The organism is Colwellia polaris (genome assembly GCF_002104515.1).
GTDB classification, from domain to species: domain Bacteria; phylum Pseudomonadota; class Gammaproteobacteria; order Enterobacterales; family Alteromonadaceae; genus Cognaticolwellia; species Cognaticolwellia polaris.
On sequence record NZ_NBOE01000001.1, the window covers coordinates 501,327 to 526,587 of the forward strand.

Annotated in this window: 24 protein-coding genes; 19 read left to right on the plus strand and 5 right to left on the minus strand. The window is 37.4% G+C overall.

Features of this window, described 5'->3' with window-relative positions:
• The first annotated feature begins 25 nt into the window (after positions 1 to 25).
• The 7 genes from B6A32_RS02290 (at position 26) to B6A32_RS02320 (ending at position 9,319) form a co-directional block, all read left to right on the plus strand.
• Positions 26 to 313, plus strand: a complete 288-nt coding sequence (locus B6A32_RS02290; protein ID WP_085301123.1) for a hypothetical protein — start codon at positions 26 to 28, stop codon at positions 311 to 313.
• A 117-nt stretch (positions 314 to 430) separates the two neighbouring features.
• On the plus strand, positions 431 to 3,001 hold the full coding sequence (locus B6A32_RS02295) for a sensor domain-containing phosphodiesterase (RefSeq protein ID WP_233131298.1): 2,571 nt from the start codon (positions 431 to 433) through the stop codon (positions 2,999 to 3,001).
• Between the two features lie 452 nt (positions 3,002 to 3,453).
• Positions 3,454 to 3,930, plus strand: a complete 477-nt coding sequence (locus tag B6A32_RS02300; RefSeq protein WP_085301125.1) for a winged helix-turn-helix transcriptional regulator — start codon at positions 3,454 to 3,456, stop codon at positions 3,928 to 3,930.
• Between the two features lie 219 nt (positions 3,931 to 4,149).
• Entirely contained in the window at positions 4,150 to 5,832 is a 1,683-nt protein-coding gene (locus B6A32_RS02305; RefSeq protein WP_085301126.1) for a M28 family metallopeptidase, read from the plus strand.
• 45 nt (positions 5,833 to 5,877) lie between these two features.
• Entirely contained in the window at positions 5,878 to 6,717 is an 840-nt protein-coding gene (locus B6A32_RS02310) for an HDOD domain-containing protein (protein WP_085301127.1), read from the plus strand.
• A gap of 175 nt (positions 6,718 to 6,892) precedes the next feature.
• Positions 6,893 to 8,317, plus strand: a complete 1,425-nt coding sequence (locus B6A32_RS02315; RefSeq protein ID WP_085301128.1) for a sodium-dependent transporter — start codon at positions 6,893 to 6,895, stop codon at positions 8,315 to 8,317.
• 108 nt (positions 8,318 to 8,425) lie between these two features.
• The gene (locus B6A32_RS02320; RefSeq protein ID WP_085301129.1) at positions 8,426 to 9,319 is read left to right on the plus strand and encodes a class I SAM-dependent methyltransferase; all 894 of its coding nucleotides are present in this window, start codon (positions 8,426 to 8,428) and stop codon (positions 9,317 to 9,319) included.
• Between the two features lie 69 nt (positions 9,320 to 9,388).
• Here the strand turns inward: B6A32_RS02320 and B6A32_RS02325 are convergent, their stop codons facing one another.
• Positions 9,389 to 10,003 carry a LysE family translocator gene (locus tag B6A32_RS02325; protein WP_085301130.1) on the minus strand — a complete coding sequence of 205 codons (615 nt, stop codon included), beginning with the start codon at positions 10,001 to 10,003 and terminating at the stop codon, positions 9,389 to 9,391.
• A gap of 35 nt (positions 10,004 to 10,038) precedes the next feature.
• Positions 10,039 to 10,917 (minus strand): DNA ligase, encoded by an 879-nt coding sequence (locus B6A32_RS02330; RefSeq protein ID WP_085301131.1) that lies wholly within the window; start codon positions 10,915 to 10,917, stop codon positions 10,039 to 10,041.
• Positions 10,918 to 11,128: 211 nt separating this feature from the next.
• On the opposite strand from B6A32_RS02330, the gene B6A32_RS02335 reads away from it, so the two are divergent.
• A complete protein-coding gene (locus B6A32_RS02335; protein WP_085301132.1) occupies positions 11,129 to 11,644 on the plus strand; it encodes a hypothetical protein in 516 nt (171 codons plus the stop codon).
• 163 nt (positions 11,645 to 11,807) lie between these two features.
• Entirely contained in the window at positions 11,808 to 12,062 is a 255-nt protein-coding gene (locus B6A32_RS02340) for a PGPGW domain-containing protein (RefSeq protein WP_085301133.1), read from the plus strand.
• Positions 12,063 to 12,247: 185 nt separating this feature from the next.
• Here B6A32_RS02340 and B6A32_RS02345 read toward each other — a convergent pair whose 3' ends face one another.
• Complete coding sequence (locus B6A32_RS02345) at positions 12,248 to 12,961, minus strand: DUF3581 family protein (protein ID WP_085301134.1); 714 nt, start codon at positions 12,959 to 12,961, stop codon at positions 12,248 to 12,250.
• A gap of 130 nt (positions 12,962 to 13,091) precedes the next feature.
• Entirely contained in the window at positions 13,092 to 13,361 is a 270-nt protein-coding gene (locus B6A32_RS02350) for a GIY-YIG nuclease family protein (protein ID WP_085301135.1), read from the minus strand.
• Positions 13,362 to 13,535: 174 nt separating this feature from the next.
• On the opposite strand from B6A32_RS02350, the gene B6A32_RS02355 reads away from it, so the two are divergent.
• The 5 genes from B6A32_RS02355 (at position 13,536) to B6A32_RS02375 (ending at position 18,512) form a co-directional block, all read left to right on the plus strand.
• Positions 13,536 to 14,336 (plus strand): DUF2797 domain-containing protein, encoded by an 801-nt coding sequence (locus B6A32_RS02355; protein ID WP_408607655.1) that lies wholly within the window; start codon positions 13,536 to 13,538, stop codon positions 14,334 to 14,336.
• Between the two features lie 97 nt (positions 14,337 to 14,433).
• Positions 14,434 to 15,282 (plus strand): HDOD domain-containing protein, encoded by an 849-nt coding sequence (locus B6A32_RS02360; protein WP_233131299.1) that lies wholly within the window; start codon positions 14,434 to 14,436, stop codon positions 15,280 to 15,282.
• A 499-nt stretch (positions 15,283 to 15,781) separates the two neighbouring features.
• Entirely contained in the window at positions 15,782 to 16,120 is a 339-nt protein-coding gene (locus B6A32_RS02365) for a P-II family nitrogen regulator (RefSeq protein WP_085301138.1), read from the plus strand.
• Between the two features lie 9 nt (positions 16,121 to 16,129).
• Positions 16,130 to 17,395, plus strand: a complete 1,266-nt coding sequence (locus B6A32_RS02370; RefSeq protein WP_085301139.1) for an ammonium transporter — start codon at positions 16,130 to 16,132, stop codon at positions 17,393 to 17,395.
• Between the two features lie 193 nt (positions 17,396 to 17,588).
• Positions 17,589 to 18,512 carry a Dyp-type peroxidase gene (locus B6A32_RS02375; protein WP_085301140.1) on the plus strand — a complete coding sequence of 308 codons (924 nt, stop codon included), beginning with the start codon at positions 17,589 to 17,591 and terminating at the stop codon, positions 18,510 to 18,512.
• 201 nt (positions 18,513 to 18,713) lie between these two features.
• Here the strand turns inward: B6A32_RS02375 and argR are convergent, their stop codons facing one another.
• The gene (gene argR, locus B6A32_RS02380) at positions 18,714 to 19,187 is read right to left on the minus strand and encodes a transcriptional regulator ArgR (protein ID WP_085301141.1); all 474 of its coding nucleotides are present in this window, start codon (positions 19,185 to 19,187) and stop codon (positions 18,714 to 18,716) included.
• Between the two features lie 266 nt (positions 19,188 to 19,453).
• Between argR and mdh the strand changes: the two genes are divergently transcribed.
• From mdh to B6A32_RS02405, 5 genes are all read left to right on the plus strand, one after another.
• The gene (mdh, locus tag B6A32_RS02385) at positions 19,454 to 20,389 is read left to right on the plus strand and encodes a malate dehydrogenase (RefSeq protein WP_085301142.1); all 936 of its coding nucleotides are present in this window, start codon (positions 19,454 to 19,456) and stop codon (positions 20,387 to 20,389) included.
• A gap of 178 nt (positions 20,390 to 20,567) precedes the next feature.
• Positions 20,568 to 21,047: a YcxB family protein gene (locus B6A32_RS02390; protein WP_085301143.1), complete on the plus strand. Its 480-nt coding sequence runs from the start codon at positions 20,568 to 20,570 to the stop codon at positions 21,045 to 21,047.
• A 183-nt stretch (positions 21,048 to 21,230) separates the two neighbouring features.
• Positions 21,231 to 22,244 (plus strand): extracellular solute-binding protein, encoded by a 1,014-nt coding sequence (locus B6A32_RS02395; RefSeq protein ID WP_101685876.1) that lies wholly within the window; start codon positions 21,231 to 21,233, stop codon positions 22,242 to 22,244.
• Positions 22,245 to 22,268: 24 nt separating this feature from the next.
• Entirely contained in the window at positions 22,269 to 23,894 is a 1,626-nt protein-coding gene (locus B6A32_RS02400; protein WP_233131300.1) for an ABC transporter permease, read from the plus strand.
• Positions 23,894 to 25,003 (plus strand): ABC transporter ATP-binding protein, encoded by a 1,110-nt coding sequence (locus B6A32_RS02405; RefSeq protein WP_085301144.1) that lies wholly within the window; start codon positions 23,894 to 23,896, stop codon positions 25,001 to 25,003. Before B6A32_RS02400 ends, B6A32_RS02405 begins: the two co-directional genes overlap by 1 nt.
• Positions 25,004 to 25,261: the final 258 nt, after the last annotated feature.

Here is a 25,261-nt window from a genome sequence, read left to right on the forward strand (position 1 = left end):
TTTATTTAAAAATAAGAGTAGTAGAATGATAAAAAATCTGACTTTAATGATTTCCTCAGTAGTGCTTTTTTCGGCATGTAGTTCCAATGATAACGCTTGTGAAGATGTCACACTAGCTTCAGAGCAAGTGCAGCAATGCCAGTCATTACATAAACAAATAATTAACGCGAAAAATAAACCGATAATTCGTACTGAGTTGGAACGAAGATACCAACAAGATTGCATCGATATTCGCTATTATCGAGACGATAAGCAAGTAGGGGTTTGTGGAAATAAAGAGAAAATCGAAGAATTACGAAAACTTAACAAATAAAACAATAGCTTAGATGGATTTTTCGCTGAATATTTGTTACTTTTATCAGTATTAAAGCACTAAGGTCATTTACCTGATCTATTTTTTAAAGTTTATCCGTTTAGTATGGTGAAAAAGTTGACAGACCCATTAGACCCCGCTGATCCATTAACTAATTCAGATGTAGATTTAGCCGTAGAATCGATCGCCTTACTAAATAAATATCAAAAGCTTCAAGATCGTTATACTGCTTTATTAAAATTGAATCAACTTTCTATTGACTGTGCCGATTTAAACGCATTATTTGAGCAAGTTCACCACTCTATTGCTTCAGTAATGAGAGCCAACAACTTCTATATCGTAATGTATGATCAAACCTTATCTACGTTGGAATTGGTTTATCATGTAGATGAAAAAGATGAGCTAGTACTTGGTGTTTATCCTATTGATCACTTTGAAGGCTCAATGACAAACTATGTTATAGAAAGTCGAAAAGCTTTATTAGCTACACCGGAAGTGATAGCCCAGTTAGAGCAAGCCCAAAAAATTAAATCTGTCGGTGAAGATAGCATAGATTGGCTTGGTGTACCTCTGATGAGCGATGGCTTTGTGATTGGTGTTATGGCAGTTCAGAGCTATTCAGCCGACATGCGTTATCAAGAGTCAGACCGAGATTTATTAGAGTTTACTGCCCAACACATAGTAACCGCTTTAACACGCCTACAAGATAGAGGTCGCTTACAATCAGCCGTTGATGCTCGTACTAAAGAATTAATGCATCAAATTCGTGACCGTGAAAAAGCAGAGTTATTACAAGAATCTTTGTATCGTATTTCAGAGTTAACCAACGACCCTGATTTAGATATTGATAAATTTTACAGCTTAGTTCACAACATTGTCGGGCAGTTAATCAACGCCGAAAATTTTTATATTGCTAAATACAATGCCAAAAGCGATGAATTGTTTTTTGCCTATTTTCTTGATCAGCAATTTGATCATAACGCTGACTACTATCAAGCTCGAAAACTTTCAAATCGCTTTACCGAGTTAGTATTAAGAAGCTCTGAAACCATATTGCTTGACCAAGAAGCTATGCTCGACCTTTATCATAAAGGTAAAACAGTTAAGCCAGAAGCAGACGTAGTATCTTGGCTTGGCGTACCCTTAATTCATTCGGGTAAGTTACTTGGGGCTATGGTATTGCAAAGCTACCAACCTAAAGTTTGTTTTAACGAACAAGATGCTGAACTATTAAGGTTTGTATCACGACACGTGGCATCTGCCATGAATCGTCGTGAAATCTCTGATGACGAAAGAAAAGCTCATGAACAACTTGAGCATCAAGTAAAACTTCGAACCCATGCGTTAGAAGAAGAAATAAAACAACGTAAAGATGCTGAAGAAAAGCTCAAACATGCCGCCTCGCATGATATTTTAACCGGCTTACCTAATCGAGCTATTTTCATCGATCTTTTAAATCGCGCTATTGCACGTAATAAACGCCACCCAGAATTTAAGTTTGCCATATTATTTCTTGATTTAGACCGATTCAAAGTTGTAAACGATAATTTAGGTCATCATGCCGGCGATGACTTGCTAAAAGAAATATCTATCGCCTTAAAAGATGTCATTCGAGATAAAGATACGGTGGCACGTTTAGGCGGAGACGAATTTGTTATTTTGGTTGAAGATATAGAAAGTGAAATAAGCACGTATGAAATTGCTAAACGTATAACTGAACTACTTTCTTTACCTTTTACAATTGACAACCAGACTGTTTTTATCGGCACCAGCATTGGCGTATTATTTAATAACATGCGCTATGAAAATGCAGACACTATGTTAAGAGATGCAGATATCGCGATGTATCACGCCAAAGACAAAGGCAAAGGTCGCTTTGAAGTGTTCGATTCTAGTATGCACAGCAAAGTTCAAAATGCGATGTCTCTGGAAACAGACTTGCGCGAAGGTATTGATAACGGTGAATTTACGCCATACTTTCAACCAATAATAGCAATGTCTGATGGCAAAATAGTTGGCTTTGAAGCACTAGCACGATGGGAAAGCCCGAAACGAGGCTTTGTATACCCGAACGACTTTATTCCCTTAGCAGAAGAAACTAATTTAGTGATGGCGATTGATTTTCAAATTCTTGAAAAGTCATGTCGACAATTAATGCTTTGGCAAAAACAGCTTGGAGTAGAGCACCTGTATGTCAGTTGTAACTTATATTGTAATCATTTCTTTAATGTAAGTTTACCGCAAGATATTCAAAATATTATTGATATAACGGGCGTAGAGCCTCATCAAATTCGTGTTGAACTAACCGAACGAGCCTTACTAGAAAACAGTGAAGTTGTACTAGATAACATGCGAGCATTGAAAGATTTGGGCGTTACCATACTGCTTGATGACTTTGGTACAGGTTATTCGAGTTTAAGTTATTTACATCGCTTCCCAATCGATGTGTTAAAGATTGATCGTTCTTTTATTCATAATGTTCACCAACGGGGTAATCACCAAGCGATAATTAAAACCATTATCGATTTAGCGGCTAACTTAAATATGGCAACAATAGGTGAAGGCATAGAGAACGCAGCCGATGCACAATTATTAAAAACCATGGGCTGCGTTTTTGGCCAAGGTTATTACTATTATAAGCCTTTGCCGGGCCAAGAAATTAAACAGCTTTTAATAGACAAAAATTAACATTTAATCTGAGACATAACTGAGATACTACGAATCCGTTAATAAGTAACCTGAACTCTGGATAATGAGTGCTTGAAACTCAATTGAACCAAAAGCTTAGGTAATAAAGTAAATGCTATAGCCAGGTGAACATCACGAATAGATATCATCAATGCTTCATTTTATGCCATTTCCAAGGCAAAACGTTTATGAATAGCGGGCTATTTATCGACGTTTTAACGCAGAAAATGGCTTAAAAGGGAGCATTGAGCAAGTGCTGCTTATCCAGAGTTCAGGTTAAGTATATTATTAACGGATTTTTTATATAAAAGCGTGTTTTATTTTTAAATCATTCAAGCTAAGTCTACTCATTTCTTTCCGCAAAACCGTGGCAGAGAATATATTGACAGTATTAAGGTTTTCACGATAATTTACGCTTAAAGCCAACCATTAACTTTACTATAGATAGACAAATGATGAGCAGCAAACCTAGAACGCTTGATCGTATTGATTTAACCATTTTAGACATATTACAAAAAAATGGTCGCATATCTAATAACACGTTAGCACAGCACGTTAACTTAAGTGCTAGCCCATGTTTAGAACGTGTTAAGCGCCTCGAACAAGAAGGCTACATTGAACGATACGGTGCTTTTTTAAATGCCAGTAAGTTAAATTGTGGTATGACGGCTTTCATTCAGGTAACGCTAGATCGAACAACCGCAGATAATTTTAATGAGTTCAGAACTCAGGTTATTGAAATAAAAGAAGTTGCCGAATGCCATATGGTTGTAGGTGGTTTTGATTATTTACTTAAATTACGCTTTGAAAATATGGATGCTTATCGTGTATTACTCGGGAAAATTGTTGAGCTACCAGGTGTATCACAAACCCATACTTATGTCGTTATGGAACATGTAAAACGCCACTCAGGTATTCCTATTTTTTGAACAAAAAATCAGCGATGCAAAGTTATAGTAACACCCAATCACTTCAAGTGTGTTTGCTTTTCGCATTGCGTGCTAGTTTTTTGAGATAACACTCGATATAGTGTCTTAAGACGTTTTTTAGCTTTTTATATGATGGTTTAATTAAAAAAGCTGAGATGTAATTATTAAAATATAAATACCAAGTTTATTCGTTATCTTGGTAAAAGTTAATGAGACACCATGAATATATTCCCACCAAAAATGTTCCATAAAACTAGCCTTGTTGCCTTCGCTTTCATCGCATTATCAGCTTGTAATAAGTCAACAACGCCAACAGAAGTTAGTAGCAATGAAAGCTTAGTTAACGAGCAAAACATCAAAGCACATATTGAATTTCTTGCTGATGACACTCTTCAAGGTCGAGATACCGGCAGTGTTGGATATCAAATCTCAGCTAACTATGTAAAATCATATTTTAAACAATTAGGTTTAACGCCAAAAGGTAGCAATATTGGTGAGTCTCAAGGCTTTGAACAACAAGTGCGCTTTCGTAAATCTTACCTTGTTGATGGCTCGGCAAGTGCCATTGTTCATGGTTTAAAAGGTGATACTGAACTTGAGTATGTGACTCAGTTTTTGATGTCAGGTTCTAGTTTAAAAAATGAAAGTATCATTAAAGCGCCAACTGTATTTGTAGGTTATGGGGTTATCTCTGATGAATTTGGCTATAACGATTATGAAAACATTGATGTTAAAGGAAAAATTGTAGTAGCACTAACAGGGAGACCTGATGACTTACCTTCTGAAGAAGGAGCGCACATAGGCTCAAGCGCAGAGAAAAGTCGCCATGCTGCAGAACGAGGCGCAGTAGGTTTTATAACTATTCATACACCAAAACGAGAATTAGTTAGAAGTTTCGAAAAATCTTCAAAAAATGCTAGCGCGCCACGCCTAAGTTGGTTAAAAAAAGATAATACGCCATTTGGTAAACACCCAGAAATAATCTCAAGTGCATATATTCAGCAAGATGCAGCGAAAGCACTGTTTGAAGGAGCTGAGTTTAATTTAGCTGATATTTATACCGCAGACACTAATAATACGGCAATTCAAGGTTTTAACTTACCACACCAAGTAACCTTGAAAAATCGCTCGCGTCATGAGCAAATTACTAGCCCGAATATTATTGCGGCAGTAGAAGGAAGTGATGACCAATTAAAAAATGAATATGTTGTTTTTAGTGCTCACTTAGATCACATTGGCATAAGTTCGCATGGCGATAACGAAGATAAAATTAACAATGGGGCGCTTGATAATGCATCAGGTGTTGCTATTTTGCTTGAAACGGCACGATTATTAGCTGAAATGCCAGTAAAACCGAAACGTTCAGTATTATTCGTTGTTGTTACTGGTGAAGAAAAAGGTTTGTTAGGATCTAGCTATTTTGCAAATAACCCTACGTTGCCAGTAACGCAACTTGTTGCGAATGTTAACTTAGATATGCCGTTAATTTTGTATCCATTTGCTGATGTTATCGCTTTTGGTTCGACTCATTCAACATTAGGTGAAATTGTAGCAACAGCGGCAAATAAAATCGATATAGAATTGAGTGAAGATCCAATGCCTGAACAGGCACTATTTACTCGCAGTGACCATTACAGTTTTGTAAAAGCGGGTATACCTTCAGTATTTTTGATGACAGGTTTTAAATCGACAGATGAAAATATCGATGGTGGTGCCGTATTTGGTGACTTTTTGAAAAACCATTACCATCAACACAGCGACGAAATAACATTACCAATTAATTATCAAGCCGCGGCTAACTTTGCGTTAGTAAACATGATGATAGGTTTAGAAATAGCAAACCAAACTGAACGACCGCAATGGCATAAAGGTGACTTTTTTGGCCTAACATTCGCACAATAATATTGACTAAAAATTGTCGACACTTACTTTAGGAATAACTAAATAATGAATGCCCTAGAATATGCCCAACAGGCAAATGGTTCTTTTGCGTTACCAGACGCGTGCTTTAAAATAAAAGCATTAATGGAAGACGACGACTCAACAATCGAAGATTTCGCTAACGTGATCAGTGTTGATCCTTCAATGACATCACGTTTATTGCAAATTGCCAATAGTGCAATTTATAGCTTTCCTGGCGAAATAAGCACTATTTCACGAGCGATTACTATTATTGGAACGCAAGCCATTTACAACATGATGTTAGTCGATGTTGCAGCAACAGCGTTTAAGCACTTCTCAAGCAACTCGATTGATTTAAAACGCTTTTGGCACATGAGCGTTTTTTGTGGTTTAGCAACTAAAAACCTAGCAATAACCGCCGGTATTCGAGATATAGAACGCTTATTTGTTGCGGGTTTACTGCAAAATTTTGGCGAGCTAATTGTGGCAAAAATTTCGCCAGAACTTGCTCAACAATGTGAAGCTTACAATACCGACTTATTACCTTGGCAATTACAACAGCAAGTGCTGGGCTTTACGTATACTGAAGTGTCGGCCGAGTTATTAAAAGTTTGGCAAATACCTGAAAAAATAATTTTGCCGATTCGCCATTATAACAACGCGCATAACATACAAATTAATAAAGATGTGCAGGTGCTTTATTTAGCATCGAGATTAGCCTTAGTGGAATGTCATCCTGATGAATTTAGCTATGACGACAGCATTGATGCACAAATATGTAATACCTTAAAAATATCAACAGGAGACTTAGAGGCTGCGGCTAAATTTGCGAACATAGAAACGGAAAATATCCTTAATATAATGAATGCTAAGTTTTACGGGTAATCAGGCTAGCAGGTGCAATTAATACGATACACCTGCAAACAATTGACGTTTATTAAAAGCAAGACTTTGGAAAAAAAGCTTGTTAGCATCAACTGGTTATCCACCTTAATAAAAGTGGGCGCTGTGAATAAAAATTATAATTATTAGCCCTATAAAAATACAATGAAGGACACTTATGAGTACAGAAAGAGAGCATTTTAGTTCCCGCTTAGGGTTCATTTTAGCGGCTGCAGGCTCAGCCGTTGGTATTGGTAACTTGGTTGGCTTTCCAGTAAATGCCGCTAAAAATGGTGGTGGTGCATTTTTATTAATGTACGCTCTTTTCGTATTTTTTATCTGTTTACCTGTAATGGTTGCTGAAATGGCCGTTGGCCGAAAAACAGCTAAAGAGCCTGTTGGCGCTTATAAAGAGTTAAGCGGTGGTAGCAGAGCATGGGGTGCTGCAGGGTTTTTAGGTGTACTAACACCATTTATGATTGCTGTATTTTATATGGTATTAACGGTATGGATTTTTGGCTATATCGCATTAACCCTAAGCGGTAACTTAGACTACCTTGCCAGTAGTAATGGTTTTGGTGAGTTTGTAAATAGCCCTTATATTTTTGCAGGTATGGTGGTTGTAGCCGGTATTGTTAACTTTATACTGGTTGCCGGTGTTAAAGACGGTATTGAACGTGCATCTAAAATATTAATGCCGACCCTTTTCATTATGCTACTGCTTATGGTGGTGTATGTTTTAACCTTAGACAATGCGCTTTTAGGCGTTAAATTCTTCTTAATTCCAGAGGTTTCTAAAATTACCCCCGCGGTGATAAATGGTGCGCTATCACAAGCGTTTTTCTCTTTGTCATTAGGTATGGGTATTTTAATTACTTACGGCTCTTATATTGATCGTAAAACCGATGTTGTTGGCTCTGCAAAACTGGTCGCATTAACCGATACTGCTGTCGCATTTACAGCTGGCTTGATGATTTTACCGGCAGTGTTTTCTTTTAATCCTAATGTTAACCCTGCAGAGTTAAGCGATAGTTCTGTTTCGTTAATCTTTACATTTTTACCTAAAATATTTTTAGCACTGCAAACGTCTATTGGTTATATCGGCGCAAGCGCAGTAGCAGCCTTCTTCTTTATATTGGTATTTTTTGCTGCCATAACATCATTGGTTTCGATTTTAGAAGTGCCAGTATCTTATTTAGTTACTGAGAAAAAACATAGCCGTAAAAAAGCGTTATCTATTTTGTTGATGACAGCAGGTGTATTAACTGTTTTCGCTACCTTGTCTTTTGGTATGGCATCTTACTTCACTGAATTTACCTCTTATGCTGGAGGAACACGTTCATTTTTCGATGTAATTTACGATGTTTTCTACGACACTATATTGCCACTTAACGGTTTCTTGTTATGTGTTTTTGTGAGCTATCGCTGGAAAAGGTTACAATTATCTGAAGAGTTGTCGGTAGGTAATGCAAACTATAAAGGCTCATGGGCTGAAAAATACATTAACTTCTCTCTTGGGACATTTATCCCCGTTGTAGTCTTTGGTATTTTTATTAATACCGTTATGCAAAAGTTCTTTAATTACAGTATTTTTGGTTTTTAGCCTGTTTTAGTACACAGCGCTTGAAAATATAATTGCACAAGCATAATACCTAAGGCCGGATAATTTGTTATTATCCGGCCTTATTTTTTCTAGCGAGAGCATCTTAAAATGATTGAATTTATCCAACCATGTAACCTCGATGAAAGCCAGCGACTATTTCATGGCCGTGGACATGCGTATCCTGAGCTTTCGCATGTCAATATTGATTGGTTTGAACCCGTTATTTTAATTACTTTATATCAGGAAGTTGAAGCCGCATGGTTAACTGAGCAGGTTACGCAATTGCGCACGTTAACCGATAGATGCCAATCTATTCAGGTGCAATATCGTTGTCGTAAGTTTGCACCCTGTGAATTAGTTTGGGGTAAAGAAATTAGCCATCTAACGGCATTAGAGCATGGCTTGAAATACCATATTAGTTTAGGTAAAGCTCAAAATTCAGGCTTGTTTCTCGATATGCGCAATGGCCGAGAATGGGTTAAAACACATAGCGAAAATAAACGAGTATTAAACTTGTTCTCTTATACTTGTGCATTCTCCGTTGCGGCTTTAGCAGGTAACGCAAGTAAAGTGGTTAATATTGATATGAGCAAAAGCTCTTTAAGTAAAGGCCGCGAGAATCATCGACTGAATAAGCAAGATCTTGATAAAGTGATTTTTGAAGGGGTTGATATTTTTAAGTCTTATGGACGCTTGAAAAAGCATGGTCCTTATCAATTATTAATTTCTGATCCGCCATCTTTTCAAAAAGGCAGTGTTGATATTGAACGAGATTATAAGAAAATTATTCGACGCTTACCTGATTTAATGTCTGAAAATGGTGATGTATTGTTATGCTTAAACTCGCCAGATCTCAATATTGATTTTTTATTGGCAGAAGTCGCTAGAGAATGCCCAGAATGTGAATTTCAATATCAACTTAAAGCGCCGGAGGTTTTTAAAGAAGCCCATGAAGGCAAAGGTTTGAAGTGTTTGTACTTTATTTATAACCCAAACGTTTAAGTGCTATATTTGCTTGAGTAAGTAGTTGGCTCAAGCAAATAACTTCCTAGTAAGCACGATTTTAGCTTACTAGTTGAGTACCACTCGCGCAGCTAATAAAATTAAAAAACTGCCGGTAACTTTATCAACAACATGGCTATGCTTCTTTAGTTTTTCTAATATCGGCCCTCGTGAGAGTGTAAAAGCAATAATAACATACCAAAGCATGTCAATAATGCCTACCGTAGCTGTCATCACGCCTTTTTGCTGCCACCCTGCATCAGGTTCAACGAACTGGCTAAATAATGCTAAGAAAAAAATGGCTAATTTAGGGTTGAGAAAAGCAATTAAAAAGCCGTCTCGCCAACCATTAATCGTTGGGTCTATAGCCCCACTTTTTTGATCAAATTGAATGTTTTGCTGCTTACTCATTAAGGCTTTAATGCCTAAGTACAGCAAAAATGCAGCACCAGCATATTTTATGGTCGAAAATATCATCGGTGATTGTACTATGAGTAAGCCAATACCCGTAGCGGTTATGGCGGCATATAGTGCAACACCAAAGCCATGGCTAATCGCGGTGGCATACCCTTGATAAGCACCACCATTTAAGGTGTTTTTTATCACTAAAGCAAGGCTAGGCCCAGGGGATAGCGCACCCAGGATACAAATTGCTACCAGAGATAACCATAAATGAAATTCCATATTTTAAAGCCTTATGGGGATAATTAATTGACGAGCTAAGGTGTATGTCTAATACGTAAGAAACTGGCAAATTTTGGCACACCTCGTTGCGTTTTACCAATGTATTTATAGGTTATTACACTGCCTATTTTAGGGGGATGTTTACGTTCAAGATCAGAAAAGCCGCTACCTATTTTAAAAACAATGCCATCTGGTGTTTTAACTTTAATTGCGCCAAGTAATCCACTGTATTTACCTTTGCCCGGTAAGTGGGCTATCACCACTGCTTCAGCATCTTGGTGTTGTTTAAGTTTTAATAAGTTTTTAGTACGGCCACTATGGTAATTTGCATTTGCAAGATGGAGCATTAAGCCTTCACCGTGATCGCTAACAACTTTGCTAAGCCAAGCCGTTAGCTTGGTATTATTCGAGACTTTTTTTTGTTCAATCATGAATAGGTGAGCTGACCTGTTCTTTTCAATTAGTAATTTCATCATGGATATTCGCTGTGTAAAATTTCCTGATTGGTGCGGTAAATCGAAAATCATTAACTTGATATTTTTCCAACACAACTTATTTGATTTTTTACGCCGAATACAGGCGCTGATTTGTTCGAACTGTCCTCTTGTGCTCCACAGTTCACCCTCCATTGCTACTTTGGGCCAATGTTCTACAAACCACTTTGGTGGGTTTAAGTTATTACCACTGCGGGTTATTAGCTTTTCACCGGTCCAATATCCACGAACGCCATCGAGTTTCTCACTAACCCAATAATCATTAACATCAATACTACTGTCATATTTAGTGGCGTGCTGCAGCGGCGGTTTGTTTGGTTTATTTTTATCGAGGACCACTTGCTGTGCATACAAGTTGGGTAATATCGAGATAAGACAAAAAGCACAAATAAAATTATGGTAGTTAATTAAATGAAACATCCGTGTTCCTTAATTTATATTGAGTTTTAAAGTTTTAAGCAGTGTTTTCTGCTTTGTTCAGCACAGTATAGATGTATTTGAGGAGAATACTTTTTAACTTCGCATTGTCGATATTATTGCTTGCTGTTTATTCAACAGTAAAACTCGGGTCGATTTTTTCAAAATTTTGACTACACTCTTGCTTACTAAGGAATTCAATGGATGAAAACCGATGCAAAAATTAATCACTTTAAGCTTAATACTCACCTGTTTTTTATTTTCTCATAGCGCAACTGCTGGTAAAAAACACTGTCAAGGATATCGAAATAAACTCGATAATGTTCAAGCGCAGCAGCGACAATCGAACTCAAATAAACGTAGCCTAAGCTTAGCTAACAAGGAAGATAAAGCACGTAAAACTTGGTGGCAATGTGAAACCGGTAAGCTTAAACCTAAGCTTAAGAAAAAAAGTAAGAAAAAAAAATTAAAGCAGAAAAAAATAAGCGCGCCCAAACCGATAAAAATGTTGGCAAAGCAAATGCCAGACACACCACTAAAACCTTTAATGCCCTTTGCGGGTGAGCAACCGGTTGAATTGCGATCTAGCGATCAATATAAAAAGTTACAAGCTTGGTTGGCGTTTTATCAACCGGCAAAAATGTGTGCTCGACCAAAGTCTACGCAACAGTTTGCCGCGTGCGTTGAAGATAAGCGTCGACAACAGGCTGAATTTGAGAATAGCTATTAAAAAACCCTTGTTATTTAGACTATTATCTTGCCTTTTACGCCACTCTTTTAGCTACAGTTAAAATTCGGGTTTATTAAGCGCTTGATAAATAGGCGTAATTTATTTTGGAATACTCTTTGCTTTAGGTTATGTAAGAGATAAAACATTTACTTTAAGGCTTAATATGACTCATTATTTCCCCGAAAAAATAAAACGAATAGCACTCACTTTATTAGGTTGCATATGTTTATTATTAGGCATTGTGTTTATTTTGCTACCAGGCCCAGCGGTAATATTTATTCCTTTAGGCCTAGCCTTATTAAGCTTGGAGTTTGATTGGGCTAAAATTTGGTTGAAAAAAAGCCAAGGTTATTTTCGCCAAGCTGCAGTAAAAGCCGATCAAACGTTATATTGGTTAGGTAAGAAATTACGTTCTTAAATACGATGCGATAGAAAAATTTTATTGCCAGAATTAATCATCTGCAGCTAATAAATGCTAACGAAGTAGAGGTTAAATAAAATGAGTAATTGGTTTTAATTGCCATTACTCATAATTTTTAAAAGCATTAAGAGGCTCAACTATAAATGCTAGGGTCAACACATTAAGTTAACAGCCCTTATTGTTTACTTTTGTGCGAAATATTGTGCTTTAGTATCATTGTATTGGGTAACAATATTATCAATAGTGTCTTGGCAGTAATCTCGTAAACCACTTAAAAGCATAAACTTTTTGCCGTGTCCGATCACCACACTATTTGAAACTAAATCAAATGATAGGCAGGCATTCCCGCGCTTACCGTCTATATCTAATGTTGTAGAAGATAACTTTAATGTAATGTCTTGAAAGTCTAAATTATCGAGATGAATTGACATGCTTTCGTACATAATCATCGGACGGGCAGGGTTGATCATTACCTGACAATCTTTCATTAATTCAACCAATATATGTGGGAATGTATGGCCTGAAAACTCGACGTAAGCACGTGTTAATGCTGAAATTGCCTTGCTATCTTTTGTGCTGTTTCCAGCAACAGACATATTTAAATATTCTTTTTGATTATCGTCGACGATGCTTGCTGATTGCGCTATTTCTGTTGGAATAGTTAACTTTGTCGTGTCAGTTACCATGCCAGAAAATTTAAAGCTCATTTCTTGATGTAAACCAGCACGCTCTAAAATTAATGAAAACAGTAAGTCTCCTGGAACACAAAAGCGTTTAGCTTGTATGTCATGCAAAGGATTAAAATCGTCAGCAATTTGTTTTGCAAAATCGCTCGCCTGTTGACGTGTGAAACTAATTTTATCATCCGTAATTCGGCAATAATTCTCTAAAAACATGGCTATTTGTCATCACTTTAAGCTGTTGAAATCGGCGCCATTCTATCAGTATGCTAAATTAAAATCGAAACTTATTAATGTTTAATAGACAAAGCAGACCAGTAATATTGGGCTTTATAGCGAAGGGGGACTATTCTGCTAATGGATTAAACACGTAATTAGAAACGAGCTGTTCTTTGTTTTTTTTGCTCAATTGCTTTAGTTGATATTCTCGGCGGCTAGCCTGTTGACGGTTTGGTTGCGATTCTGCATAGGCTAAAGCAACAGGGCGACGAACGCGAGTATACTTGGCCGCCTTTTTGTTGCATTCGTTGTGTTCAAGTAAACGCCGTTCTAATGACGTCGTTATACCCGCATATAGGCTGTTATCAGCACAGCGAAGAAAATAAACATACCACATAAAATTTAATGTCTAGTTAGTGAGCGACTAAGATATTTTCGCAATTTTTTCCTTGTTTTTCGAGGTATTATTGAATTAAAGCTAGCTGCTAGAAGTTGATTTTTATATTATTAGCCACTGAAAGTCACAAAAGGTTGAGATATGTTGCAAATAGAAGCGGGTGCTCTGCGCAAAATGAGAGCGGATTTAGATGAAAACGGTACGGTAAATTATCGTATGGTATTAGGCGAGCAAGAAGTCGAATTAAATCCACTAATTTCAAAGCACCTAACACTGAATTTTAATGGCCATATCGATTGCCTGCATTGTGGTAGAAAAATTAAAAAAAGTTACTCTCAAGGTTATTGTTATCCTTGTATGCAAAAACTCGCCCAATGCGACATGTGCATTATGAAACCTGAAACCTGTCATTTCGAGCAAGGTACTTGTCGAGAGCCAGAATGGGGGGAAAGCAATTGTATGATCCCTCATTATGTTTACTTAGCTAATACCTCAGGTTTAAAAGTAGGTATTACGCGCCATACACAAATTCCAACACGATGGATAGATCAAGGCGCAACTCAAGCATTACCTATTTTTAAAGTGAGTACTCGCTTACAGTCGGGGTTAGTTGAAATAGCTTTAGCTGAATTCATTGCAGATAAAACCAATTGGCGTGCAATGCTCAAAGGTAGTGCTGAAAATATGGACCTAAAAGCTATTGCCCAAGAGTTGAAACCTAAAATAGCAGAAAAGTTAGCAAGTATTAGTCTTAAGTATGGTGAAGATGCGGTTATCGCTTTAGATGAAAACGTTGTTGATTTGCATTTTCCAGTGCAACAATATTTAACTAAGATTTCATCTTTTAACTTCGATAAAACGGCTGAGGTTTCTGGAACATTACTGGGCATAAAAGGGCAGTATTTAATTTTTGATACTGGTGTTATTAATATGAGAAAATTTACCTCTTATCATGTTAGCTTGCAGGTAAATTAAATATTTTATTTGAAATAACATAAGCTAGACTGAGTTTAGAACGTGAGATTATTTTTCAGTCTAATTAATTACCCCACGAAGAGTTTTTAGGATCATTATGATGAATGTGAACGATTATGCAGAACAGGCGAGTGAAATATTTGTACTGTCAGATTCATTTATTCGTATAAAAGAGTTAATTGACGATGACAGCTCTACGATTGACGATATTGCCGACGTAATCATATTAGACCCTGCATTAACCAGCACTATATTAAAGCTCGCTAATAGTTCACTTTTTAGCTATCCGGGTAAAATTGATACCATCTCTAAAGCGGTATTAGTGTTAGGCATTACTGAGGTATACAATTTAGTCATCGCATTTTTCACTAGTCGTGCTTTTAAAGCCCTAAACGTTGAACAAGACTACTTGGATGACTTCTGGTGTAAGAGTGTTGATTGTGCCCTTATCGTTAAATATCTCGGGGTAAACCTTAGGATCCCAAACGCAGAACGCCTATTCATCATTGGATTGCTGCATAATTTAGGCGAGCTTGTTATTCAACAGCTTTCTCCGGAAAAGGCGTTAGTTGCCAATAAATTTACTGCAACAGAGTTACCGTGGGATAAGCAACAACAAACACTCAACTTTACCTACGGTGAATGTGCAGCTGAGTTATTAAAACAATGGCAATTGCCATTTAGTATTATCGAGCCTATTCGCAACCAAGATAATAGCGACTTTACTTACAGCACAGATGAAATAAAACTACTCTACTTATCAAAAAGAATTATGTTAAGTCAATTTGATTGCAGTGCACATGACACTGAGTTGTTATTTACTGAAGATGCTATGCAACAGTTACCTATTACTGACGAAATGCTGCAAGGAGCGATTAATTATTGTGATTTTGAACGTTTAACTATTTTATCGATTATAAATCCAGGCGCAGCCACTATTTTTTAGCGGCTAGTGGCCATTATCCTGCGCTATAGTTTATATATTAGTTAGTGGCTTAACCTATGTTGAATTTAAGCAAGGTTAAGTTTTATTGAACGATTCACATGCTGGTCAATTGTGCGATATAATTTCGCGAGTTTTAGCTAACCTTAACAAAATTAATTACTTAGAATACCTCTCTAGACATTATCAAATTTACTGTTTTTTTGACAGTTCCCCCCCCTTATTCCCTAACCTAACGTTTTCTGAAACTGAGTATGCTTTGCTGCAGCGCGTTACTTTTTTAATTAATTACTATCTTCAACAACATTCTATCAGTAGCTACTTTATAACCGCTAGGTAACGGCGTAAATATTGCACCAGTTGCTCACAAATCAATTTTATTCGCACTATTGTGGTGCGCCCTCCTGAATGAGAAAACCTCTAACGTATTGTTTTTTATTGTTAATATTCTTTGGCACAAAGCTTGATAAGTAATAATCAATAATAATTAAGGGAAAATAACATGAAACTAGTAAGCGCAATTATAAAGCCATTCAAGCTTGATAATGTCAGAGAGGCTATTTCTGAAATTGGTATTGAAGGGTTAACCGTAAGTGAAGTTAAAGGTTTTGGTCGTCAGAAGGGCCATACCGAATTATATCGTGGTGCTGAGTACCAAGTAGACTTTCTTCCGAAAGTAAAACTTGAAATCGCCGTGAATGATGAATTTGTTCAAAGATTAGTTGATGCAATAGCAGAAGCTGCACATACCGGCAAAATTGGTGATGGCAAAATATTTGTTTATGACCTTGAACATGCTGTACGAATTCGTACTGGCGAACAAGATGTAGAAGCGATCTAGGAGATAATCATGGAACAAAATATTTTTCAACTTCAGTACGCAATGGACACTTTTTATTTTCTAATTTGTGGTGCTTTAGTCATGTGGATGGCTGCTGGCTTTTCAATGTTAGAAGCCGGCTTAGTTAGAGCTAAAAATACCACAGAAATTTTAACGAAAAACGTCGCACTTTATGCCATATCTTGCATGATGTACTTATTTGTTGGTTACGACATTATGTACGGTGGCGGTATGTTTTTATCGGGCATAGAAACTGTTGACCCAGCAAAAGTGTTAGCTGATTTTTCTGCAAGAGAAGACGGTTTCACCGGTGGGGCAATATACTCAGCCGCTTCAGACTTCTTTTTCCAAGTAGTATTTGTGGCAACGGCGATGTCTATAGTCTCAGGTGCTGTTGCTGAGCGTATGAAATTATGGGCATTTTTAGCGTTCGCGGTAGTATTAACAGGTGTTATCTACCCAATGGAAGGAAGCTGGACTTGGGGTGGTAATGCGGTATTCGGTTTGTATACATTATCTGACCTTGGTTTCTCAGATTTCGCTGGTTCAGGCATTGTTCATATGGCTGGTGCAGCAGCAGCTCTAGCCGGTGTTTTACTATTAGGTGCTCGTAAGGGTAAATATGGTAAAAATGGTCAAATAAACGCTATACCAGGTTCAAACTTACCTATGGCAACCTTAGGTACATTTATTTTATGGATGGGTTGGTTTGGCTTTAACGGTGGTTCAGTTTTAAAACTTGGCGATATTGCTAGCTCACATTCAGTTGCTATGGTTTTCTTAAACACCAATGCTGCTGCCGCTGCAGGCGCTGTAGCTGCATTAATTTTTGCTAAGTTACTCTTTAAAAAGGCCGATTTAACTATGGCGCTTAATGGTGCATTAGCAGGCTTAGTGGCAATTACTGCAGAGCCTTCTACGCCAACACCTATGCAAGCCACTTTATTTGGTGCTATAGCAGGTATTGTTGTTGTATTATCAATCATCGGCTTAGACAAAATTAAGATTGATGATCCAGTTGGTGCTATTTCTGTACACGGTGTTGTGGGCTTACTAGGTTTATTATTAGTACCAGTAACAAACAGCGGCTCAAGCTTTAGCGGTCAATTAATTGGTGCAGCAACAATTTTTGTCTGGGTATTTGCAACGAGCTTAGTAGTTTGGTTTATCTTGAAGAAGTTAATCGGTATTAGAGTAAGTGAAGATGACGAGTATGAAGGCTGTGATAAGTCTGATTGTGGCATGGAAGCTTACCCTGAGTTTACCCGTGGCTAAATCGCGATAACAGTTAATTTAAAAACCAATAAGCCTGTGTACTTAACTACACGGGCTTTTTTTTACAAGATTAACAGCCTAATCTTGCGTGATAAAACAGTTTAACCTTGAAATATTTTTCAAAGTTTACTGCCATTAGTCATAAACTGTGTAAAATTAGGTATTAATCGATTTGTTTAAGAGTGGATCTTACATGGCAAGAGAGCAGTTTGGTGTTTGTGCAGAGCCTAGCCTTCATGGTTATTATTTATTGTTTAATGTTGTAGATGATAACAACTTATTTTTACGTAAAGCATTGTCACGTTTACCAGCCTTATTTGATAAGTATGCAGATCGCTTTTCAGAAGCTAATTTAGCGGGTGTTATTGCAATTGGTACAAATTTTTGGGATGAACTCTATCCAGAAGGAAGGCCAAAGCATTTACGTCAATTTCCAGAAATGGGCATTGAAGACAGAACAGCACCAGTGAATAATTATGATTTGTATATCGAAATTCGTAGTGACCGTGCTGATGTAAATCATATAGTGGCTACCAAAGTCTGTCAGCTTTTGGCAGATAGTGTTGAGTTAGTTGAACAAGTTCGGTCTTTTCGCTTTTTAGATGGGCGTGATTTAACCGGTTTTGTTGACGGAACAGAAAACCCAAGAGGACAACACAGGCGTAATGTTGCACTGATAAATGAAGAGCAAGACCCTGGGTTTGCTGCCGGTAGTTATTTACATATTCAGCGATATCGACATAACTTGAATTTGTGGAACTCATTGGAAGTTAAAGAACAAGAAGATGTTTTTTCTCGCACGAAAGTCAATAATGAAGAGTATTCAGAAGAAAACAAAGCGCCAACCTCACATATTAAACGTGTGAATTTAAAAGATAGCGAAGGTAACAGCCTGGAAATATTACGCCAAAGCATGCCTTATGGTGATATGAAGTTGCAGGGATTGTTATTTGTTGCTTATTGTCACTCACCAGAGCCATTTGAACTGATGCTAAAAAGTATGATTGCTGGTGATGCTCATGGTCATAGCGATCACCTGCTTAAATATACTCAAGCTGAAACCGGCGCCGCATTTTTTGTGCCTAGCTTGAACATTCTTGCAAAACTTGGTGAGTAGTATTTCTGAGGTTTAACGATAGAAAATTAATATTAATATAGCAGAGTGAGTAGAGCAATTTCGCATAATTTTAACTGTGTTTGAGGCTATTCGACCTGCCGCCCTCTGGTTTCAAAAACCACTTAATTAATTGTATTTAATGAGTAAAAAATATTTAATTCAATTAATTAAGTCAGTTGGGTAAATCACTTAAGAAAGCGGTTAAGTCAGATTCTTTAAAAATAGCGCTTCAAGTCTAGAAATAGTTTGCTTAATCGCTTTGACGTCAGTTGGAGCAATAAAAATAGTATCATCACCGGCAATTGTGCCTAAAACACCGTCACTTTTACTTAAGCTATCGAGTAAGCGAGCAATTAGTTGCGCCGCGCCTGGACTTGTTCTAATGATTATCATCACGTCATTGTGTTCAATATCAAGCACAAGCTGTTTAAGTGGGCTTTTTGCTGTTGGCATGCCTAACTCAGCAGGTAAGCAGTAAACCATTTCTTGACGAGCATTACGGGTGCGCACCGCACCAAACTTGCTCAGCATACGAGATACTTTAGATTGGCTGATATTTTCAAAGCCTTGCGCCTTTAAAGCATCGGCAATATCACCTTGAGAACTAAACTGCTCTTGGTTTAATAAATCTTTGAAAGCTTGCACTAAAGCTTCCTGTTTGTGTTGTCCGCTCATATAGGTCCATTAAGTAATAAAATTATGGTCGACTATTGTTGGTTAATAATATTTAAATTATACCTAAGTATTATTTCACAATTTTTATTATACGTTATCCTTATAGTTCAATACAGACGAATAACACTAACTCAATTAAGTATTGACTCGCTCAGCGGGAAATATATTGAATAGAATTAGTATAAACATTGTTTTTTGGCTAGTTATAATATATCTTTTGGCCGACAAATTTTTTACGTAATTACTCAAATTTTCGGAGACATCGAATGAAAGTTGCTGTGCTAGGCGCTGCTGGCGGAATCGGCCAAGCGTTATCTTTACTATTAAAAACTCAATTACCTGCAGGTTCTGAGCTATCTTTATATGACGTTGCACCAGTGGTTCCAGGTGTTGCCGTAGATTTATCACACATCCCTACAGCGGTAAAAGTTGCTGGTTTTGGTGCTGACGATTTAGCCGGTGCTCTTACAGGTGCTGATATTGTAATCATTCCTGCTGGTATGCCACGTAAGCCTGGTATGGACCGTGCTGATTTATTTGCTGTTAATGCAGGTATTATTAAAACTTTAGCAGAAGGCATTGTTGCTAACTGTCCTAAAGCATTAGTTGGTATTATTACTAACCCTGTAAACGGTACTGTACCAATCGTTGCTGAAGTATTCAAAAAAGCGGGTACTTACGATAAAAACCGTGTTTTTGGTGTAACTACGCTAGACGTAATTCGCTCAGAAGCATTCATTGCTGAATTAAAAGGTTTAAACGTAAGCGAAGTTAAAATCCCAGTAATTGGTGGTCATTCAGGTACAACTATTTTACCACTTCTTTCACAAGTTGAAGGTGTTACCTTCTCTGATGAAGAAGTTGCCGCTTTAACGCCACGCATTCAAAATGCTGGTACTGAAGTTGTAAACGCTAAAGCTGGTGGCGGTTCTGCTACACTTTCAATGGGCGCTGCTGCTGCTCGTTTTTGTTTATCGTTAGTAAAAGGTTTACAAGGCGAAGATGTTGTTGATTACGCTTACGTTGAAGTAGAAGGTGGCGATGCTTCATTTTTTGCTCACCCAGTACGTTTAGGTGTTAATGGTATTAGTGAAATATTACCATACGGCGAGCTAAGTGCTTTTGAAGAAAAAGCTAAAAACGACATGCTTGCTACATTAAACGCAGACATTAAAGAAGGTGTTGATTTTATCAACGGCTAATCTTTAATATCTTGCTAAAAAAAACCGCGTTTACGCGGTTTTTTTATTGCCCAATTCTTATTTTAAACGGCTGAATATTTAGCCTCAAGTATACCGGGATGATCTTTTCAGCGACAAAATAGTAATTCGATTCAGTAATAGGTAAAATGCACACAACTCCATTACTTATCACCTTAATATGACCCAACCCTTTAATTATCAGACAAGCTTTATCTTAGACAAATCTCACTTTAGCGAATGCTTCGAAGAATCTGTAACCGTGCAAACACCTTGGATGTTATATCGTAAAGGTTTGATTTTAATGTTAGTAGGTATGCTGTTAGTCATGTTTTCAGAGCTAAACCCTTATGCAGCTTGGTTTATTTTTTCGTTGGGGATATTAGAGCTGGTTAGTAGTTATTATCGACAGCCCTGGTGGGTTGCTCGCCAAATGTTGAGTAAAGCGGCTAAAGCAGAAGTTAAACTTGCTATAAACCAAGATAGTATTCATATTTCATCTTTTTATATTGATAATAATATGCAGTTCAGTGATATTGAGTTAATTACTCCGACAGAAAAGGGATGGCTAATCAGTCATAACAGCAACAGGCATTATATTTCTAACCGTTGCCTTGATAAAGCTACTCAAGACTTTTTGCAGTCGAAAGTTAGTCAATAAACCGCTCTTGGCTCGAGCATATTTTTTAATATGCTTATATGAAGTAAAATAGTTAACTTATTAGCTAAATAACACAAAAGCTGAATGAGAATAGTTCGCAAAAACCTTGACAGCGATAAGTATCTTGATTAGTCTTGCGGCAACTTTAAATTCATTAATTTTCTTATTGTTTAGGCGGGCTTGATGTTGAATAAAATTTTGTTTTCTTCTTTTGTTTTAGTTGCAGTTTTAACAACGAGCATTAACGTTTTCGCTAATGACGATGTTAATGTTTATTCATACAGACAACCGTTTTTAGTTGAACCACTTTTTAATGAGTTCACCAAAGAAACGGGTATCAAAGTGAATGTTGTTTTCGCTAAAAAAGGCATGGCTGAGCGATTAGAGCGCGAAGGCGAATATAGTCCTGCTGATATTTTATTAACTACAGATATTAGTCGTTTAATTGAGTTAAAAGATAAGCATTTGTTGCAAGCCGTTCAATCGCCTGAGTTAACCGCGGCAATTCCAGCACAATACAAAGCAGCAGATAATACTTGGTATGCGTTAACCACACGTGTTCGTAATATTTATTCAGCAAAAAGATTAGGTAAAGTTGATTTTAACTATGAAGATTTAGCCGATGAAAAGTATCGAGGAAAAATTTGTACTCGCAGTGGCAAACACCCATATAACGTAGCATTGGTTTCCGCGATGATCGCAGAGCATGGCGAAGCTGAAACTTTAACATGGTTAGAAAAAGTTAAAGCTAATTTAGCGCGCAAACCTCAAGGGAGCGATCGTGCACAAGTGCAAGCTATTCACCAAAACTTATGTGATATATCATTAGGTAACAGCTATTACTTTGGCAATATGCTAAACGATGACAAGCAAAAAGTATGGGCAGATGCAGTTTATATTAACTTCCCTAATCAAAAAAATCGTGGCGCGCATGTGAATATTTCCGGTATGGCAATGGCGAAATACGCACCTAATAAAGCCAATGCATTAGCATTGATGAACTTCCTTGTTTCAAAGCCTGCACAAAAAATGTATGCCGAAACTAATATGGAATACCCTGTTCGTCCAGGTGTGCAGCCTTCAAAATTAGTTGCTTCTTGGGGCGAATTTAAAGCTGATACACTTTCACTTGAAACAATCGCTAAGCACCGAAAAGCTGCGTTGATTTTATTAGATAAAGCACAATTTGATCTCTAGTGTTTCAAATGCCGAGTTAACGGCGTGATTATTGGCAATACCAGTACCAGTTGGAAATTTTTCAGCTGGTTTTTTGCTTTAGCGTTAATCTCGCCCATCGTGGTGATGCTCGTCGGTAGTTTAAATAACGCTGGCGATTTGTTTTCACACTTATGGGCAACTGTTTTACCTGAATATATTCAAAACACACTTGTGTTAGGCGTATTAGTTGCGCTGCTTTCATTTTGCTTTGGTGTACCGGCAGCTGTTCTGATTAGTCAAACGAATATTGTTATGGCTAAGCAGCTAAGATGGTTACTAATGCTTCCCTTAGCCATGCCTGCATATTTAGTGGCTTATTTATACACAGATTTATTTGATTATGCCGGTCCAGTGCAGCGTTTGTTACGTGCATGGTTTAATTGGCAATCTCCAAACGATTACTACTTCTTTGATATTCGAACCTTAGGCGGCGCAGCTATTGTTATTTCATTAGTCATGTTTCCTTATGTTTATATGCTTACACGTACTGCTTTTGAGCAGCAAGACAGAAACCTGCTCAGAGCTAGTCGCTTATTAGGCTGCAGTGAACGACAAAGCTTTTATAAAATTGCACTTCCCTTAGCACGCCCAGCTATTGCTATTTCGTTAACCTTAGTGATTATGGAAACACTGGCTGACTTTGCCACAGTACAATATTTTGCTGTGAATACCTTAACTACCGCTATTTATGATACTTGGTTAGGTTATGGTGACTTTGGCGCTGCTAATGCATTAGCTAGTGTGTTAATGCTATTTATTTTATTTGTTGTGGTCGCCGAGCAGCGTGCAAGAGCAGGGCAGCGTCATCAATCAAGTAGACCTAATGCAAACCAAGAACGAAAAAAACTGTCTTTAACTCAGCAAATATTCGGCAGTATTTTTTGTTGGTTTTTAGTACTGGCTGGATTTTTATTGCCACTGACTTTACTCATTATCATGGCAATAGATTATGCTGACTACCCGCAACTTATTGCGTTAATTGCTACCGGTAAAAATAGCCTTGAAATTGCGATTTATAGTGCAACTATAGCCACCTTAATTGCGCTAACCTTGGCTTTATTTCATCGGTTACATCAAAGTCGTTCGCGTATGATCCCATTGCAAATTTCTGGTTTTGGTTATGCCATTCCCGGTACCGTACTTGCTATGGCGATGCTAGCCACTTTTGGACCGTTAGATCATGCGATTAACGATGTTGCTAAAGGGGTTGGCTTTCAAGCACCAGGGCTAATATTATCGGGTACGGTTTTTGCTATCATTTTTGCTTTTGTTGTACGTTTTTCTGCTATTGCAAATGGCACGATTAACGCTGGGATAAGTCAAATTCCTAAATCGCTAGATCTTGCGCCGGGCAGTTTAGGGGTAAAAACCTTACCGGCTATTTTTCGGGTGCATCTACCGTTATTAAAATCATCAATTTTGGTTGCATGGCTTTTAGTGTTTGTTGAAGCCATGAAAGAGCTACCTGCTGTGCTATTATTACGGCCGTTTAATTTTGAAACCTTAAGTACACAAATTTATCAGCTAATTTCCGACGAACGCTTAGAGCAAGGTGCGTTAGGTGCAATTTTGATTGTATTGTTTGGTTTATTACCTATTATTTTTCTCAACCGTCAGAAGGACAGTTAGTGCAATCACTCATTAATATTGAAAACTTAACGGTTGAATTACAAGCTAAAATAATTTTATCAAATGTTGATCTTTCATTAGAAAAAGGCGAGATTTTAGGGCTGGTTGGGCCAAGTGGTTGTGGTAAAACTACCTTACTTAATACTTTAGCCGGTTTTATCGCACAAAATGCGGGCATTATTGAAATAAAACCTACTAATAAGGCACCTATAGAAATAAGTATCAATAATATGCTGCCAGCAGAGCAGCGCAATATTGGTATGATCTTCCAAGATTACGCATTGTTTCCGCATTTGACTGTTAATGAAAATATTTGTTTTGGACTAAGCGCTTTAGCTAAAACAGAACAACAAAACCGTTGTGCTGAGTTATTAACCTTGCTTGAATTATCAGAATTTTCACAACGTTTTCCACATCAGTTATCTGGTGGACAACAACAGCGTGTCGCTATTGCAAGAGCATTAGCGCCACAGCCTAGTTTGTTATTGCTCGATGAGCCCTTTTCAAATATTGATGCTAGATTGCGCAATGAGTTAATGATCGAGATAAGACAGTTATTAAAGCGCCTTGGCATGACGGCTATTTTTGTTACTCATAATAAAGATGAGGTCTTTACCTTTGCCGATAAAATTGCCGTAATGCATCAAGGGCAAGTATTACAAGTAGGTTCTCCTGCAAGTGTTTGCCAACAACCGAATAGTTGGCAGGTTGCTGATTTTCTGCAGTTGGGTAGTTGGTTACCTGCTTCATTAATAAATAATAACAATAAGTTGTCTGTGCGTACGTTAATTGGTGAACTTGATGAACAATCTATTAAGTATCAAGTTTTGGCTGACCTTGCTAAGCAAGAAAGTAACAATCAGTTGTTAATTAAGCCAAATAATATCGAGCGATGTCAGCTGAAAGAATATAATGTGGTTATCGAACATATTAGTGTTACCGAGCAAGGCTTTCACTATTTATTACGCAGTATTGAGCAGAATTCAGAGTTATCCTTTTCGCAGTTAAGTTATTATAGCCAAGAACTTCACACATTAGGTGATGCACTTTCAGTGCGATTAAAAGCTGATAGCTTCCATTTATATGCGGTTGAAAATAACCACTTGTAGGGTAAATTTAGTGCCACTGTCGCCGATCTGTGACAGTAAAACATCATTCTAAGTGAAAAAAATTTAATTTTTCAGCGCAAATTGGGCAAGCGATCCACAAAAGCCCACAAATTCATTCACTTCCCTAAAAGCCTTTATTTTCTAGGCACTCAGCGCGATCAAATTACAAAACTTTGCTTGACATAAGTTTACTTTACTCACTAAACTGTACCATTGTGGGGAAAAGTGGGAATAAGTGGATCAACAGAGATCCCAATT